14 protein-coding genes are annotated in these 15,782 nt (G+C 64.0%); 5 read left to right on the forward strand and 9 right to left on the reverse strand.

What is annotated here, in order from left to right:
* Positions 1 to 74: 74 nt before the first annotated feature.
* Complete coding sequence (locus tag AC3CB8_RS06465; RefSeq protein ID WP_352552081.1) at positions 75 to 1,448, forward strand: cytochrome P450; 1,374 nt, start codon at positions 75 to 77, stop codon at positions 1,446 to 1,448.
* A gap of 19 nt (positions 1,449 to 1,467) precedes the next feature.
* Here the strand turns inward: AC3CB8_RS06465 and AC3CB8_RS06470 are convergent, their stop codons facing one another.
* The 7 genes from AC3CB8_RS06470 to AC3CB8_RS06500 form a co-directional block, all read right to left on the reverse strand.
* Entirely contained in the window at positions 1,468 to 2,445 is a 978-nt protein-coding gene (locus AC3CB8_RS06470; RefSeq protein WP_352552083.1) for a complex I NDUFA9 subunit family protein, read from the reverse strand.
* A 267-nt stretch (positions 2,446 to 2,712) separates the two neighbouring features.
* The gene (locus tag AC3CB8_RS06475; RefSeq protein ID WP_352552085.1) at positions 2,713 to 2,994 is read right to left on the reverse strand and encodes a hypothetical protein; all 282 of its coding nucleotides are present in this window, start codon (positions 2,992 to 2,994) and stop codon (positions 2,713 to 2,715) included.
* Between the two features lie 244 nt (positions 2,995 to 3,238).
* On the reverse strand, positions 3,239 to 4,240 hold the full coding sequence (locus AC3CB8_RS06480; RefSeq protein ID WP_352594915.1) for an Ldh family oxidoreductase: 1,002 nt from the start codon (positions 4,238 to 4,240) through the stop codon (positions 3,239 to 3,241).
* A 106-nt stretch (positions 4,241 to 4,346) separates the two neighbouring features.
* A complete protein-coding gene (locus tag AC3CB8_RS06485) occupies positions 4,347 to 5,156 on the reverse strand; it encodes an ABC transporter permease (RefSeq protein WP_352564294.1) in 810 nt (269 codons plus the stop codon).
* Positions 5,156 to 5,821 (reverse strand): ABC transporter permease, encoded by a 666-nt coding sequence (locus tag AC3CB8_RS06490; protein WP_032922088.1) that lies wholly within the window; start codon positions 5,819 to 5,821, stop codon positions 5,156 to 5,158. The genes AC3CB8_RS06485 and AC3CB8_RS06490 overlap by 1 nt, the downstream gene beginning before the upstream one ends.
* Positions 5,822 to 6,026: 205 nt before the next feature.
* Positions 6,027 to 6,824, reverse strand: a complete 798-nt coding sequence (locus AC3CB8_RS06495; RefSeq protein WP_023772428.1) for a transporter substrate-binding domain-containing protein — start codon at positions 6,822 to 6,824, stop codon at positions 6,027 to 6,029.
* 55 nt (positions 6,825 to 6,879) lie between these two features.
* Positions 6,880 to 7,695: an ABC transporter ATP-binding protein gene (locus AC3CB8_RS06500; protein ID WP_031240236.1), complete on the reverse strand. Its 816-nt coding sequence runs from the start codon at positions 7,693 to 7,695 to the stop codon at positions 6,880 to 6,882.
* 214 nt (positions 7,696 to 7,909) lie between these two features.
* Between AC3CB8_RS06500 and AC3CB8_RS06505 the strand changes: the two genes are divergently transcribed.
* The 4 genes from AC3CB8_RS06505 to AC3CB8_RS06520 all read left to right on the forward strand — a co-directional run bounded on the left by AC3CB8_RS06505 (position 7,910) and on the right by AC3CB8_RS06520 (position 11,997).
* Positions 7,910 to 8,782, forward strand: coding sequence for a dimethylarginine dimethylaminohydrolase family protein (locus AC3CB8_RS06505; RefSeq protein WP_023772686.1), 873 nt, complete (start codon positions 7,910 to 7,912; stop codon positions 8,780 to 8,782).
* Positions 8,752 to 9,423 (forward strand): TetR family transcriptional regulator C-terminal domain-containing protein, encoded by a 672-nt coding sequence (locus AC3CB8_RS06510; protein ID WP_352564291.1) that lies wholly within the window; start codon positions 8,752 to 8,754, stop codon positions 9,421 to 9,423. The genes AC3CB8_RS06505 and AC3CB8_RS06510 overlap by 31 nt, the downstream gene beginning before the upstream one ends.
* 54 nt (positions 9,424 to 9,477) lie before the next feature.
* Entirely contained in the window at positions 9,478 to 11,058 is a 1,581-nt protein-coding gene (locus tag AC3CB8_RS06515) for a 5-guanidino-2-oxopentanoate decarboxylase (RefSeq protein ID WP_352564289.1), read from the forward strand.
* 231 nt (positions 11,059 to 11,289) lie between these two features.
* Positions 11,290 to 11,997: an SDR family NAD(P)-dependent oxidoreductase gene (locus AC3CB8_RS06520; protein WP_023772432.1), complete on the forward strand. Its 708-nt coding sequence runs from the start codon at positions 11,290 to 11,292 to the stop codon at positions 11,995 to 11,997.
* Here AC3CB8_RS06520 and AC3CB8_RS06525 read toward each other — a convergent pair.
* Complete coding sequence (locus AC3CB8_RS06525) at positions 11,982 to 13,850, reverse strand: hypothetical protein (protein WP_352552098.1); 1,869 nt, start codon at positions 13,848 to 13,850, stop codon at positions 11,982 to 11,984. The two genes, AC3CB8_RS06520 and AC3CB8_RS06525, sit on opposite strands and share 16 nt — an antisense overlap.
* 132 nt (positions 13,851 to 13,982) lie before the next feature.
* Entirely contained in the window at positions 13,983 to 15,680 is a 1,698-nt protein-coding gene (gene rpsA / locus AC3CB8_RS06530; RefSeq protein ID WP_015314259.1) for a 30S ribosomal protein S1, read from the reverse strand.
* Between the last annotated feature and the right edge of the window lie 102 nt (positions 15,681 to 15,782).

The raw sequence follows: 15,782 nt of genomic DNA on the forward strand, positions 1-15,782 counted from the left end.
GTCCGGTTTGCCGTTCGGTCACATGGACGCCCGAGGTGCCAGCCACTACATTGATAGGAACAGCGGAGCACTTCATGGACACGCAGCCCGCCCCATTCGTTCCTCCCGCCCCGAAGCCGCGCACGTCGCCGCCTTCGACGCTGGAGATGATCCGCATCGTCTATCGCAACCCGCTCGAACTCTGGGGCGAGCCGACCTACAACGAACCTTGGATTTCTGCCAAGGGCGCTGGTGGGCCGCTGGTCATCGCCAATGATCCGGGCCTGATCCGCCATGTGCTGGTCGACAACGCCAAGAACTACAAGATGGCGACGGTCCGCCAGAAAATCTTGAGGCCGATTCTGCGCGACGGCCTGCTGACGGCCGAGGGCGAGGTGTGGAAGCGGTCGCGCAAGGCGATGGCGCCGGTGTTCACGCCGCGCCACATTTTCGGCTTTGCCCAGCCGATGCTGAAACGGACGCTGGAGTTCGTCACCCGTTACGAGGCCGGCGGTACGTCCGATATCGCCCATGACATGACGCTGCTCACCTATGACATCCTCGCCGAGACGCTGTTTTCCGGCGAGATCGCGGGTGAGCCCGGCAGTTTCGCCAACGAGATCGACCGCCTGTTCGAAACCATGGGCCGCGTGGATCCGCTCGACCTGCTGCGCGCGCCCGACTGGCTGCCCCGGCTGACCCGTATCCGCGGCCGCAAGACCATGGCCTATTTCCGCAAGATCGTGACCGACACGGTCAAGATGCGCGAAGAGAAGTTGAGGCGCGACCCCGATGCCGTGCCGCAGGATTTCCTGACGCTGCTGCTCAAGGCCGAAGGCCCCGACGGACTGACGCGCCCAGAAGTCGAGGACAATATCATCACCTTCATCGGCGCCGGCCACGAGACCACGGCGCGCGCGCTTGGCTGGACGCTCTATTGCCTGGCCGAATCGCCCTGGGAGCGCGACCGGATCGAACAGGAGATCGACCGGGTGCTGGCGCGCGAGCCCGATCCAACGAAGTGGCTCGACGCCATGCCGCTGACACGAGCCGCCTTCGACGAGGCGCTTCGGCTCTACCCGCCGGCGCCGTCGATCAATCGCGAGCCGATCGAACCGGAAATGTGGAAGGATCTTTATATCCCCAAGCACGCCGCCGTGCTGGTGATGCCGTGGGTCGTTCACCGCCACAGGAAGCTGTGGGATCGGCCCGACGCCTTCCTGCCCGAACGCTTCCATCCGGGAAACCGTGAAAAGATCGACCGCTTCCAATATTTGCCCTTCGGCGCCGGTCCGCGCGTCTGCATCGGCGCCAGCTTCGCCATGCAAGAGGCGATCATCGCGCTCGCCATCCTCTTGTCACGTTTCCGCTTCGACGCGACCGCTGAAACGAAACCCTGGCCGGTACAGAAATTGACCACGCAGCCGCAAGGCGGTCTGCCGATGCGGGTCACGCCTCGCCCTCGCTGAGGGCCGACGCGTCTGGAGATTATACCGCGGGCTTACGCTGCTGGAACTGGCCGGCGGCGCGGAAGCGCCAGAGGTAGCTCGGCAGGATCGTCGCGATCGACTGCGGCTGGATGCCGAGCCCCGCCAGTGTCCGGTTGGCCTTGGTGGCATCCTCTGAAACAATGTTGTGCTCGCTCAACTGCAGCACCTGGTCCTTGGTCAGCAGCGGATTGGGCAACAGGCCGAGGATCGAGGCCTGGATGTTTGCCACCCACCACGGCACCGGCACCAGCAGGCGCTTGCGCTCGATGACGGTGAGCAGTTCCTGCATGCACTCCTTGAAAGTGAGCACGTTGGGGCCGCCGAGCTCGTAAACCTGGCCGCGATCGATCTTGCCGTCGACCGAACGCGCGACAGCCTCCGCCACGTCACCGACATAGACCGGCTGGAACTTGGTGTGGCCCCCGCCGATCAGCGGCAGCACCGGCGAATAACGCGCCATATTGGCGAACCGGTTGAAGAAGCTGTCCTCCGGCCCGAAATTGATCGACGGCCGCAAGATCACGGCATCGGCGATCGTCTCCAGCACGGCCTTTTCACCGAGCGCCTTGGTGCGCGCATAATCCGATTCGGAATCCGGATCGGCGCCGAGCGCTGAAATATGGGTGAGCCCGGCGCCGACGGAGCGCGCCGCCTCGGCGATGGCGCGAGCACCGAATTCGTGCACGGCGGAGAATTTCTGCCGGCCGCTCTCATGCAGGACGGCGACGAGATTGACGACATGGTCGGCACCTTGCACGGCACGGTCGACCGACCAGCGCACGCGCACATTGGCCTGCACCGGCTGGATCTGGCCGACATTGCCGAGCGGCTGCAAATGGCCGGCAAGATCGGGCCGCCGACAGGCGACCCTGATGCGATAACCGCGCTTGGCCAAAGCCCGCACGACATGACGGCCGACAAAGCCGGACCCGCCAAAGACGACGACGAGCTTTGGGGTCTGCAGGATTTCGGTCATGGCGGGCTCCGGCGCGCGTTCCAGATGGCTTGGCTGAGCCGTTTCATAGTCCGTTTTGCGCCAAAGGCAAAGGGTGACGCGTCGTCGCGTCATCCTTGTTTTGCGCGCGAATCCAAGAAAAAGTATGACGCGGTATTCCTGCGACAAGTGCATCGATCATGTCTCGGCCCAGCGAGCGACAAACGCAGAAAACCCCGCCGAAGCGGGGTTTCCCGGATGACATCATGAGGTGTCAGGGGCCGACGAGCGGCCTGACCTGAGACGGTATCAGGAGGGCGTGAAGCAAGTACGCCCACCCCAGCCCTGAACATCCGACATGGTGCCACCAACCTTCTTGCAGGCGGCGACGAAATCGGCGCTGCAGTTGGCGAATTTCGCATGGCCGTTCTTGCAGTAGTGGTCCTCGGTGGCGCCGCCGCTCGGCGCGGTAATGACGCCCGGATTGGCGGGCTTGACCGGTGCGACTTTCAAATTGGCCGCCTGCGTGGCGCCCATGAAGGAACCGAGCAGGAGGACGGCGGTCAGCATGGTGGTCTTGGTGTTGGTCATGACAATTTCCTTTGACTTGAGGTTGGGTTTTCCGGGACGCGAAGGGGCATGCCTTTCACGCGGAGCAGACTTTCGATTTGATTTTGCTGTTCCCCGGTCTGGATCGGGCAAGCTCATCTTGCCCTGGACAAACGTTGGTCGCCCGGGCGCTCAAAAAGGTTCAGAACGCACGCGAAAAGAACGCGCACAACCGCGCTTCAGGCGGGGGCCGGCCAGTTAACTAACTGAAAAGAAAGGAAAATAATCAGGCCGAGTAGCGTTCGGCGAATTCGGAGATTCGCTGGATCACTTCCTTGGGCGCGGTGATTCCGCGCGCCTGAGCCTTTTCGGCCGCTTCGGCGCGGCCGCGGCCGGGCACATGAACGCCGAAGCGGCGCCGCAGCCGGTCGAGCTGGTCTTTCATGCGCTGCTCGAAACCCGGGTCGAGCAGCTTGGGCTCGACGGCAAGGACGAACAGGCCGGTCCCGGGGCTGTCCGGGCCGCCGCTGAACCATGGCGCGTCGAGTGACCAGTTGGCGCCCGACAGGCCGGCCGCCAGCACTTCGACCATCAGCGCGATGTTGGCGCCGCGCTGGCCGCCGAAGGCGAGCATGGCGCCCTTCATGGCCGCCGCCGGATCTGTGGTTGGGTTGCCGCTGGCGTCCAGCGCCCAGCCTTCGGGGATCTTCTTGCCGTCCTCGGCGGCTTTGCGGATGTTGACGAAGGCGGTGGCGCTCGACGACTGGTCGATGACCAGCGGCGCGCCGTCGGCGGCGGGGGCGGCGAACGACATCGGATTGGTGCAGTAGACCGGCTTGACCGAGCCTGAGCCGGCCAGGATAGCCGGACCATTGGTGGCGGCGAAGGACACCAGCCCCTGCGCGGCCAGCCGGCCGGTGAAGTAGCCGAGCGCCCCGCAGGTGTAGGCGTTTTTCTGCGAGAAGATGGCGACGCCGAACAGTCTTGCCGCCTTGGCGAGGTCGTCGATGGTGCGGTCGAAGCCGGTATGCGCCAGCCCGCCGCGCGCATCCGAGAGATAGATGGCCAACGCCGGCCGGGTGATCACTGGATCGGCATTGCCGTCGATGCGCCCGGCCTCGAGCGCTTCGAGATAGTCGATGAAATGCGTGAGCCCGACCGCTGCAAGTCCCTCTGCCTCGGCCGCGATGATCGAGGCGGTGAGCGATTGCGCCGCTTCCTCGTTGGCGCCGGCGCCAAGTGCCGCCATCCGGCACAGCCCTTTTGCCTGGTCGAGACTGAGTTGCATGGCGATTGCCCTTAGTAGGAGTGAGTAGGGGTTAGTGAGTGGTGAGTTGTGGAGTGCGCGGCAGCCACTTCCTACTCACCAATCCCTACCCACCACTCACTAGAACCTAACCGATCTTGACCGGGATTCGTGCCTCGATCCGGCTGAAGGCGAAGACCAGAATGCCGGTGATCGCCATATAGATCAACGCCAGGAGCAGCAAGGGCTCGTAGGTGAGATAGGTGTCCTGCCGCACCTTGGACGAGACGGCGAAGATGTCTATCACGCTGATGGTCGCCACCAGCGGCGTCGATTTCAGCTGCAGCACGGTCTCGCCGGTCAGTGTCGGCAGCGCCCGGTAGAAGGCTTGCGGCAGCCAGATGCGGCGGAAGATCTTCCAGCGGCTCATGCCGAAGGCGCGGGCGGCTTCCAACTGCCCCTTGGGCACGCCGGCAAAGGCGCCGCGCATCACTTCGCCCTCGTAGCCGGCGAAGGACAAGGTAAGCGCCAGCACGCCATATGGCCAGGCCTGCCTGAGATAAGGCCACATCCAGGATTCGCGGATCCATGGATATTGCGGGAACAGCGAGCCCAGCCCGTAATAGAGCAGCCATAGCTGCAGAAGCAGCGGCGTGCCGCGGATGATGGTGCAGAAGACTTTCGCGGGCGCCGCGACCCAGATCGAGCCGGCCGCCTGCGCCAGCCCGACGGGCACCGCGATCATGAAGCCGAGCGTACAGGTGACGGCCAGGATCCACAGGGCACGCCAGATCCCCATCAGGCCCATTTCCCAATATTGCGGCAGCCAGTCCCAGCGCATGAAGAAGGCGGCCGGCGCCACCAGCCCAAGCGCGATCAGGATCAGCACGATGCGATGCGGCTGCAGCCAGAGCGAAGCGCGCGCCGCCGTGTCGATGATGACGGTTTCGCTGGTCATCAGCGTGCCTCCTTGAGGGAAGGCATGCCGCGCCGCGCCCATTTCTCGGCGCGGCCAAGCAGGAGGTTCGAAATCAGTGTCACGCAGAGATAGAGCACGCCGGCGGCGAGGAAGAAGACCAGATAGGCCTTGGTGACGCCCGCCGCCTGTCGTGTCGCCAGCGTCAATTCGAAGAAGCCGACGACGGCAAGCAGCGCGGTGTCCTTGGTGGCGATCAACCACAGATTGGCGAGGCCCGGAATGGCGAAAGGCAGCATCGACGGCAGCGTGATGCGCCGCAACAGAAGGCCGGGAGACATGCCGAAGGCGCGGGCGGCTTCGATCTGGCCCTGCGGGATGGCGAGGATCGCGCCGCGGATGACTTCCGTCGAATAGGCGCCCTGGACGAAGCCGAGCACGGCGATGCCGGCCACCAGCCCGCTGATGTCGACACGCTGGTAACCCATCGCGGTCAGCACCTGGTTTATCAGGTCGGTGCCGGCATAGTAGAGCAGCAGGATCAGCACCAGTTCCGGCACGGCGCGCACCACGGTGGTGTAGACCGCGAACAGGTCGCGCACCACGGGTCCGCCGTAAAGCTTGCCATAGGCACCGCAGGTTCCAATCAGCAGGCCGACGATGGTCGCGCCGACGGCGATCTCGAGTGAATGCAGGAGCCCGAGCAAGAGCGTCCCGCCCCAGCCGACGGGAGCCGGCGAGAGCAGTTCGACGATGCCGGCCGCGGAGGCCGGAAGAAAGGATTCGATCAGCTTCGCCCCCGGATTGCTGGCTCTGTCCGCCGGCACCAGCAGCCGGCGGCAAGCATGCGTGGACAGGCCGGCTGGAGGACGAGGGCGTCAGCGTCCCGTCCTCCAGCCGATGCGAGGGTCGTCAGTTCGACTGCGTGGCGCCGCCGTAAATGTCGAAATCGAAGTATTTCTTCGAGATCTCGTCATATTTGCCGTTGGCGCGGATCGCCTTGATGCCGGCGTTGATCTTCTCTTTCAGATCGGTGTCTTCCTTGCGCACCCCGGCGCCGACGCCCGGTCCGAGCACTTCGTCGTCAGGGGCCACCATGCCCTTGAGGTCGCAGCAGGCCTTACCCTGGTCGGTCTTGAGGAACTCCTTGAGCGCGATGGAATCGGCCTGCACCGCGTCGAGGCGGCCCGCGGCGAGGTCGTTGTTGGCTTCGTCCTGCGTCTGGTATTCCTTGATCTCGGATGCGGTGGGGCCGAAATGCTTCTTGGCGTAGACGGCATGCACCGTCGACACCTGGACGCCGACGACCTTGCCCTTGAGATCGTCGGGCGTGGCGCCGAACTTCTGGTCCTTGGGGCCGATGATCGCGGTCGGGGTGTTGTAGTACTTGTCGGAGAAGTCGATGGTCTTCTTGCGTTCGGCGGTGATCGACATCGACGAGACGATGAGGTCGATCTTCTTGGTGGTCAGTGCCGGGATGATGCCGTCCCAGGCTACAGGGGTGATGACGCAGTCGAGCTTCTCTTCGGCGCACACGGCGTCGATGAAGTCGATCTCCCAGCCGACCCATTTGCCCGAAGCATCGGGCGAGGTGAAAGGCGCGTAGGGTTCGGCGGCGACGCCGATCTTGACCGGATCGGCCTTGGCCACGCCCATGGCTGCGACGCCGAGCAGCAGCGCCGCGGCGAATGTCTTCAGAACAGTCTTCATTTCAGAACTCCCAGTTTGTTGTTGGTTCCCGGTTTTCTTCCGTCCCGGCCTGTCCCTAGCCGATGTTGCGGATGAACTGCTTTAGCCTTTCGGACTTGGGCGCGCCGAAGATCTGCTCCGGCGGGCCTTCCTCCTCGACCAACCCGTTGTAGAGGTAGACGACATGGGTCGCGACCTCGCGGGCGAATTTCATTTCGTGGGTGACGAGCACCATGGTGCGGCCTTCACGGGCCAGATCGCCGATCACCTTCAGCACTTCGCCGACCAGTTCGGGATCGAGCGCCGAGGTCGGTTCGTCGAACAGCATGACGCGCGGATTGATGGCCAAGGCGCGAGCAATCGCGGCGCGCTGCTGCTGGCCGCCGGAGAGATAGGCCGGATAGACGTCGCGCTTCTCGGCCAGCCCGACGCGCACCAGCAGTTTTTCGGCCTGGGCGATAGCCTGGTCGCGCTTGACGCCCAGCACATGAACGGGAACCTCGATGACGTTTTCGATCAGCGTCATATGGCTCCACAGGTTGAAGTTCTGGAACACCATGCCGAGCTTGGAGCGGATGCGTTCGATCTGCCTGCGGTCGGCCGGAATGGTATGGCCATGGCTGTCCGCCTTGAGCTTGATCTCCTCGCCATTGACCCGGATGATGCCGCTGGTCGGGTTTTCCAGGCAGTTGATGCAGCGCAGCAGCGTCGATTTGCCTGAGCCCGAGCCGCCGATGATGGCGATGACCTCGCCGTCGCGGGCCGACAGCGATACGCCCTTCAGCACATGCAGTTGACCGAATTTCTTGTGCAGGTTCTCGACATGGATGGCTTCTGCGGCGCCGTCCTGCGCCTCGCCGGATGGGACTTTGGCAGCTGCCACAGCGCTCACCAAATGACCTCCATATCGCCGCCGGCGGTTCGTCGAACGTCTATCCGGCTAATTAACATACGCTGTACTGCCCCGCTCCAGACCTCAAGCATGGACCCAACTGAGCGAGCCCGTCAATCCCGCTCATTACGGCACTTGCGGCCTTGTTGTGCAAGTGTATAAATAACCTCTCATGAAATTTTCTCGGTTTTTTTCAGCTTAAGAAAGGGCATCGATGAGCGCTTTCGGATCCCAGTCCATGGCGGCGCCGCTACGGCGCGTGCTGATGCGGTCGGCCGCCAACGCCATGCGCGACGCCGACCGGGCTGCCTGGCACTATGGTCCGGGATTCAACGCGGCGAAAGCGGCCTCGCAGCACGCAGTCCTTGCTGAACTGGTGGCGGCATCCGGCGCCGAGATCGAATGGATCGAGGACAAGGCCGACGGACTCTCGGATTCGGTTTTCACGCACGACCCTTCGCTGATGACCGACCGCGGTGCGCTGATCCTGTCCATGGGCAAGCCGCTGCGCGCCAGGGAGCCTTCGCTTCATGAAGAAACCTACAGAAGATTGGGCATTCCGATCCTTGGCCGCGTCGAGGCTCCTGGCCAGGTAGAAGGCGGCGACTGTGTATGGGTGGATGCCCGCACGCTGGCGATCGGGCGCGGTGTCCGTTCCAACCAGGAAGGCATCCAGCAGGTTTCCAACCTGCTGTCGCCGCTGGGGATTTCCGTCTACGGCTTTGATCTGCCGCTGTGGCAGGGCGAAGAGGCGTGCCTGCATCTGATGTCGGTGATCAGCCCGCTGGCCGACGACCTGGCGCTGGTCTATTCACCGCTTTTGCCGGCTCCTTTCTATCAGACGCTGAAGGCGCGCGGCATCCGGCTGGTCGAAGGCGACGCCGAGGAGTTCGCGGCTTCCAACGGCCTCAGCCTTAACGTACTGCCGACCAGCCCGCTCAAGGTCATTGCCGTCGCGGGCTTTCCCAGGACCAAGGCCGCCATGGAAGCCGCCGGCTGCACGGTTGAAATCTTCGAGGCGGACGCGCTCTGCATCGCCTGCGAAGGCGGGCCGACATGCCTGACGCGACCGATCCTGCGCCAATGAATGAGCGCCGTAAGTTCCGTCGCGAGGGCGAGGAGCGGCGGCGGCAGGATCTGATCGAAGCGACTCTGGACAGCGTGGCGGAATATGGCCTGCAAGGCGCCAGCCTGCGCACCATCGCATTGCGTGCCGGCGTCACCGCCGGGCTGATCCGGCATTATTTCCCGGGTAAGGAAGAATTGCTGCAGGAAGCCTATACGGCGCTGGTCGACCGCATGACCGAGCAGGCGAAGGCGGCATTGGTCATGGATGATGCCTCGCCGCGCCAGCGCCTCGCGGCTTTCATCACCGCCAATCTCAATGCGCCGATCATCGACGCGCGGGTGTTTTCGCTGTGGGCAACCTTCATCGGCCGCGCCAGTGCGGATCCTGCCCTGGCCCGTGCCCACCGCGAAGGCTACCTTGGCTTTCGCAACGAAGTGGAAGCAGTTGTGGCCGACGTGCTCGCCGCCGAACAGCACGAGCCGGACGCAACCCAGTTGCGCCACCATGCCATCGCGATCAATGCGATCATCGACGGGCTCTGGATCGAAGGCTGCCTGGCCGGCGAGATGTTCTCGCCCGGCGAATTGGCGGCGATCGGCATCAAGGCTGTCGAGTCCGAGCTCGGCCTCGCGCCGCTGGAGCAATTCCTGGAAAAGTGAGAAGCGCTTTCCCCTTAGGAATTGCGTAGAACACAGAGATAGGGGAGAAAACCAATGACCACTGTGGGCGAAGCGCTCATTTCGCTGCTCGAGGCGCATGGCGTCGACACCGTGTTCGGCATTCCCGGCGTCCACACGGTCGAACTCTATCGCGGCCTTGCGCGCTCGAAGATACGCCACATCACGCCGCGCCACGAACAGGGCGCCGGGTTCATGGCCGACGGCTATGCGCGCGCCGGCGGCAGGCCGGGAGTCGCCTTCGTCATCACCGGGCCGGGGCTGACCAACACCATCACCGCCATGGGCCAGGCACGCGCCGATTCGGTGCCGATGCTGGTGATCTCCGGCGTCAACGCCACCGACACGCTCGGCAAGGGGCTCGGCTTCCTGCATGAACTGCCCGATCAGCGCGGCATGATGGAGAAGGTAGCACTGTTGTCGTTACGCGTGACCGGGGCCAGCGAATTGCCCGATGCGCTGGCGCGGGCTTTCGCCCTGTTTTCCTCATCTAGGCCCGGCCCTGTGCATATCGAGATCCCGACCGACATCATGGTCAAGCCGGCGGACGGATTGTCGGCCGCGTTGAGCAATGCCGCGCCGCCGGCGCCAGACAGCGCCGCCATTGCCAGGGCTGCCGAACTCATCGCCGCCTCGCGCCGCCCGCTCATCCTTGCAGGCGGTGGCGCCAAGAAAGCTGATGCGGCGCTGCGGCACCTTGCCGAAAGGCTGGGCGCGCCGGTCGTCGAGACCACCAACGCACGCGGTCTCATGCATGGCCATCCGCTTTGCGTGCCGGCAAGCCCGAGCCTCAAGGCGGTTCGCGCGCTGATGGCCGGGGCCGATCTAGTGATCGCCGCCGGTACCGAATTCGGCCCGACCGACTATGACGGCTATGGCGACGGCGGCTTCATACTGCCTTCGAACCTGATCCGTATCGACATCGGCGCCGACCAGCTTGCGCGGCGTCCGTTGACGGTCGCCATCGAGGCCGATTGCGCCGAGGCGATCGAGGCGCTGCTTGCGGCGATCGATCCCGCCCACGGTGCTGGCGAAGATGGCCATGGCCGCGCCGCGGCGGCGAGAAAGGCCGCTTTTGCCGAGTTGAGCCCGGCCTATGCGGCGCAGGTGCGTGCCGTGGAAATGATCCGCGACGCTTTGCCCGGCGCCATCATCGTTGGCGACTCGACCCAGCCGATTTACGCCGCCAACCTCTATTACGACCACGACCGGCCCGGCGGCTGGTTCAATGCCGCGACCGGCTTCGGCGCGCTTGGCTACGGTCCGCCGGCGGCGATCGGCGCGGCACTTGCCGTGCCCGATGCCCCGGTTGTCTGCCTCACCGGCGACGGGGGCTTCCAGTTCACCTTGCCGGAGATAGCGGTGGCGCTCGATTCTGGAGCGCCCGTCATCTTCGTGGTCTGGAACAACAGAGGCTATCGCGAGATCGAGACCTCGATGCTCGATGTCGGCGTGGAACCTGTCGGCGTGTCCCCGGCGCCGCCGGATTTCTGCAAGCTGGCCGAAGCCTATGGCATTGGCGCCGAAAGGCTGGCCGACATCGACGCCTTGCCACGGGCGCTCAAGCACGCCTCGGCAACGGGGCTGCCGCGCGTCATCGAAGTCACGGTCGTCTAAAACATCTGGGCCGTCCTTGCCGACAGGAAGCGGATCATTCGCCGGCTTGGTTTTTGCAAGAGTTGAGCCGCTTCCGGGCGGCTTCGTTATTCGGCGACGTCCTGACGCATGCAAAGACGTGACGGCTGCCATGTCGAGATATCGGTTGAGTGATCGACGGAAAGGGGCGACGCTTCGCGTCGGCGCGGCAAACCACGACAAAAGTCATAAAAATGACAGGAGCGGTCAAGGATGACGGAAACACTTGAAGGCAGGCACATCGTTGTGACCGGCGGAACCGGCGCGCTCGGTGGGGCGGTGGTCGGCAGACTGCTGGAGCAGGGCGCGATCTGCCACGTGCCGAACGCGCATGCCGCGGCACCTCAGCACTTCCCCTTCACCACGCACGACAATGTCAAATTGGCGCACAATGTCGATCTCTCGGACCCCGCCAAGGTCGAGGCATTCTACAGCCAGGTTCCTGCCTTGTGGGGATCGATCCATCTGGCCGGCGGCTTTGCCATGGCGCCGGTGGAGAAGATCGAATCGGCGTCCTTTGCCGAGATGATGGACACCAACGCCCGCACCGCCTTCCTGTGCAGCCGCGCCGCCATCCGCTCGATGCTGGCGTCGGATACTGCCGGCCGCATCGTCAATGTCACGGCACGCGCCGGGCTCGACCCGCGCCGCGGCGCCGGCATGGTCGCCTATACGGCCAGCAAGGCGGCGGTCGCGGCCATGACGGTCGCGATGGCGGAAGAATTGAAGGCCCAGGGCATCCTGGTCAACGCGGTGGCCCCATCGACGCTCGACACGCCGGCGAACCGCGCCGACATGCCGGATGCCGATTTCACCAGATGGGTCAGCCTCGAAGCCGCGGCCGAGGCAATCGCCTATCTTGCCTCGCCGGCCAATCAGGCAATGAGCGGAACGCTGGTGCCGCTCTACGGCAGGGCCTGAGCGGAGAGCGTCGACGCCGGGCAGCCGGCGTCGGATCCATCGGCATTGCGGTAGCTGTAGATACGCAGCGGCGATGAAGCGTCCGTGGGACACTCCCTCAACCAAGCCGGCGGCTTGCCTTCCATCAGGGCCGCCGCGAACGGGTAGGCGGCTTCAAGACTTGGCGAGGGCGCGCCTCGCCAGGCGCAGATCGCGACATGTGTCGCCTTCGACGCGTCGAGAATCGCACGCGGGTCGGCGGTCATGGGGTCGAGAAAGCGGTAGCTCCGTTCGATGCCCATGGCCGAAGGGTGGTTGGGGATCGTCACCACCTTGGGGCCCTCGGCCAGCGCGACGAAATGCGATCCGATGAGCGGTGGCGAAAAGACGATGGCGCCCGGCGGCCAACCCCGTTGCACTCCGAAATGATCGAGGTCGCAACTGTCCGCGAATTCGGCGGCGGGTATAGCCGCCTGGGAGGGTCCGACCGCCAGGTGGTACAACGCGATGGCCGCGGACAAAACCAGGCCGGGCAGGATCAGCGCGTATTTGCGCGATGGCGCCGGCACGGGAGATTTCAAATAGCGCCGCAGCCCCGAACCGTGCGGCAGGAGGCTCTCCAGCACGAAGATCAGACCGATGCCGGAGAAAATCGGGAGATAGCGGAAGTAGCGGAGATAGTCGATCGCCAGCACCAATCCGAGCAGCGAAAACAGGGCCAGTATGACCAGGGGCCGGCTGCGGCCATGCGACCCGGTGCAGATGACGACCGGCGCAAGCGCGCCGACGAACAGCAGCAACATGCTGGGAAAGCCGGACGACAGCACGAAATCGGAACGCCGGAACAGGCTCATCTCCTGAAGAATTCTGTTCAGCATGTTGTCGCGGACATAGGCGTCCATCGACGCGTAAGGGCCGCCCAGGCATTGCGGAAACAGTTTTACCAGCGCCACCACGCTGATGGCGGCGAACGCCAGCAGAAGCGCTGTCCGCATTGCCCAGCCGCCACGCGTGCCAACAAGCCGAGGTACGACGGCGAACGAGAGCCCGGCGGCGGTCAGCCCCAGTCCATGCGGCGCGGAATAGGTATCGCATTTGATCGCGGCATAGGCCGAGGGCGCGACGGTGGCGGCGAACAGGCCGATCGCGCCGATCGCCAGGGCCAATCCAAAGCTGGTGATCCCTGTTGCACTCTCGTCGCGGCCGGCGATCCAGTCGAAGGCGTAGACGGCCATCACGAGCGCAAAGAACGGTGCGAACTCGGCGCTGATCGCGATTGCCAGGGCGGTCAGCAAGCCGTTGACGAGGGGCGAAAGGCGGTTCCGCGACAGCAACAGGACCAGGGCGGCAAGCAGAAGCAATATCTGCAGATTGTGATAGTCGATCCGCCCCGGCGCGTATTCGAAGAAGGTGCGCGCGGCGAAGATCAAGGCCAACGGCAATGCAATGGCCGGATAGGCAAAGCCCATCGCGACAATCAGCCGGTTGTAGAAGTAGAGCGCGGGTACAAACAGGAGCAGCGGCACGACAAAGCTTGCCGCCATCAGCGCCGGCTCGAAGCCGGCAAACGGCGCGAGCAACCACGCAAAGGCGGCATAGGGCAGATCCACGATCCATGGCCAGTGCGAGATGTAGGGTTCGGGCTGGGCAATGCCGGGCATTGTCCGGTCGAATATATTCCCGGTCTCGAGCAAGGTGCGGATCTCGTGTATTTTGAGAAGGTCGTCCGCATCGGTATTGAGCCGGAAGCCCAGGGACCAGAGGACGATCATCACCGTCACCATGCCGCAGAAGCAGAAAAGGGCCGGTGCGCTCGTATAGAGACGCGGCAGCCACGAAGATTGCGCTGCGGCCCTGTCGTCGTCTTTGCTCATCGAAGGCTTCCCCGGGACGACTGCCAAATAAGCGAGGAAGTTTATCTTGCCGTAAAGAAAGACCCCGCCGGATCGCTCCGGCGGGGCCTTTGTTCAAGGCCGCACGAAAATCGTGCGGAAAGCGGTTAATCCTTAGTTGCCCTGCTTCTTCAGCGCGGCACCCAGGATGTCGCCCAACGAAGCGCCGGAGTCGGTCGAGCCGTACTGTGCGACGGCTTCCTTCTCTTCGGCGATTTCCAGCGCCTTGATCGAGACCTGCAGCTTGCGGGTCTTCTTGTCGAAGGCGATGACGCGGGCGTCGACCTTCTGGCCGACGGTGAAGCGCTCGGGGCGCTGCTCGTCGCGATCTCGGCTGAGGTCGGAGCGCTTGATGAAGGTCTCGATGCCGCTGTCGACCAGCCGCACTTCCAGACCGCCATCCTTGACGCCGATGACTTCGCAGGTAACGACGGCGTTCTTGCGCAGTTCGCCTGACGTCGCGGCTTCGCCGACCGTGTCCTTGGCCAGCTGCTTGATGCCGAGCGAGATGCGCTCCTTGTCGATGTCGACGTCGAGCACCTGCGCCTTGACCATGTCGCCGCGATTGTACTCTTCGATGACCTGCTCGCCCGGACGGGTCCAGTCGAGGTCGGAGAGGTGCACCATGCCGTCCACGTCGCCTTCGAGGCCGATGAACAGGCCGAACTCGGTCTTGTTCTTGACCTCGCCCTCGACCTGGCTGCCGACCGGATGGCTCGAGGCGAAAGCCTGCCACGGATTCTCGAGCGTCTGCTTGAGGCCGAGCGAGATGCGGCGCTTGGCCGGATCGACTTCGAGCACCACCACGTCGACTTCCTGCGTGGTCGACAGGATCTTGCCGGGATGCACGTTCTTCTTGGTCCACGACATTTCCGAAACGTGGATGAGGCCTTCGATGCCCGGCTCCAGCTCGACGAACGCGCCGTAGTCGGTGATGTTGGTGACGGTGCCCTTGATCTTCTTGCCGATCGGGAACTTGGTGCCGATCTCGGACCATGGATCGCTCTCGAGCTGCTTCATGCCGAGCGAGATGCGGTGGGTTTCCTGGTTGATGCGGATGATCTGCACCTTGACCGTCTGACCGATGTTGAGGATTTCGGTCGGATGGTTGACGCGGCGCCATGCCATATCGGTGACATGCAGCAGGCCGTCGATGCCGCCGAGGTCGACGAACGCACCGTAATCGGTGATGTTCTTGACGACGCCTTCGACAACCTGGCCTTCCTCGAGGTTCTGCACGATTTCAGAACGCTGTTCGGCGCGGCTCTCCTCCAGCACGGTACGGCGCGACACGACGATGTTGCCGCGGCGGCGATCCATCTTGAGGATCTCGAAGGGCTGCGGGTTGTGCATCAGCGGGGAGACGTCGCGGATGGGGCGAATATCGACCTGGCTGCGCGGCAGGAAGGCCACGGCGCCGTCGAGGTCGACGGTGAAGCCGCCCTTGACCTGGTTGAAGATGACGCCTTCGACGCGCTCACCCTTGGTGAACTTCTCTTCGAGCTTGACCCAGCTCTCCTCGCGGCGTGCCTTGTCGCGCGACAGCACGGCCTCGCCCAGCGCATTTTCGATGCGCTCGACCATGACTTCGACCGTGTCGCCGACCTTGAGAGTCGAGTCCTTGCCCTTGACGCCGAATTCCTTCAGCGGCACACGGCCTTCGACCTTGAGGCCGACATCGATGATGGCCATGTCTTTTTCGATCGCCAGAATCGTGCCCTTGACGACTTGGCCTTCGCCGGAATGACCGGTGGTAAATGATTCTTCGAGCAGGCTCGCGAAATCATCGCGAGTGGGATTTGCAGCAGACATTGTTTCTCCTGGAGTACCCCGCATTTTTCGCGGGGCGGGCGCCGTGGGTTAGCGTTGCGTTGGCCTGCCGGCGTTCCGGGCTGCAAAAGCCCTAGGCCGCTT

Source organism: Mesorhizobium sp. P160927 (assembly GCF_057766385.1).

Coding starts and splice junctions, on each gene's coding strand:
- AC3CB8_RS06465 (WP_352552081.1), top strand. CDS start 75: ATGGACACGCAGCCCGCCCCATTCGTTCCTCCCGCCCCGAAGCCGCGC.
- AC3CB8_RS06470 (WP_352552083.1), bottom strand. CDS start 2,445: ATGACCGAAATCCTGCAGACCCCAAAGCTCGTCGTCGTCTTTGGCGGG.
- AC3CB8_RS06475 (WP_352552085.1), bottom strand. CDS start 2,994: ATGACCAACACCAAGACCACCATGCTGACCGCCGTCCTCCTGCTCGGT.
- AC3CB8_RS06480 (WP_352594915.1), bottom strand. CDS start 4,240: ATGCAACTCAGTCTCGACCAGGCAAAAGGGCTGTGCCGGATGGCGGCA.
- AC3CB8_RS06485 (WP_352564294.1), bottom strand. CDS start 5,156: ATGACCAGCGAAACCGTCATCATCGACACGGCGGCGCGCGCTTCGCTC.
- AC3CB8_RS06495 (WP_023772428.1), bottom strand. CDS start 6,824: ATGAAGACTGTTCTGAAGACATTCGCCGCGGCGCTGCTGCTCGGCGTC.
- AC3CB8_RS06505 (WP_023772686.1), top strand. CDS start 7,910: ATGAGCGCTTTCGGATCCCAGTCCATGGCGGCGCCGCTACGGCGCGTG.
- AC3CB8_RS06510 (WP_352564291.1), top strand. CDS start 8,752: ATGCCTGACGCGACCGATCCTGCGCCAATGAATGAGCGCCGTAAGTTC.
- AC3CB8_RS06515 (WP_352564289.1), top strand. CDS start 9,478: ATGACCACTGTGGGCGAAGCGCTCATTTCGCTGCTCGAGGCGCATGGC.
- AC3CB8_RS06520 (WP_023772432.1), top strand. CDS start 11,290: ATGACGGAAACACTTGAAGGCAGGCACATCGTTGTGACCGGCGGAACC.
- AC3CB8_RS06525 (WP_352552098.1), bottom strand. CDS start 13,850: ATGAGCAAAGACGACGACAGGGCCGCAGCGCAATCTTCGTGGCTGCCG.
- rpsA (WP_015314259.1), bottom strand. CDS start 15,680: ATGTCTGCTGCAAATCCCACTCGCGATGATTTCGCGAGCCTGCTCGAA.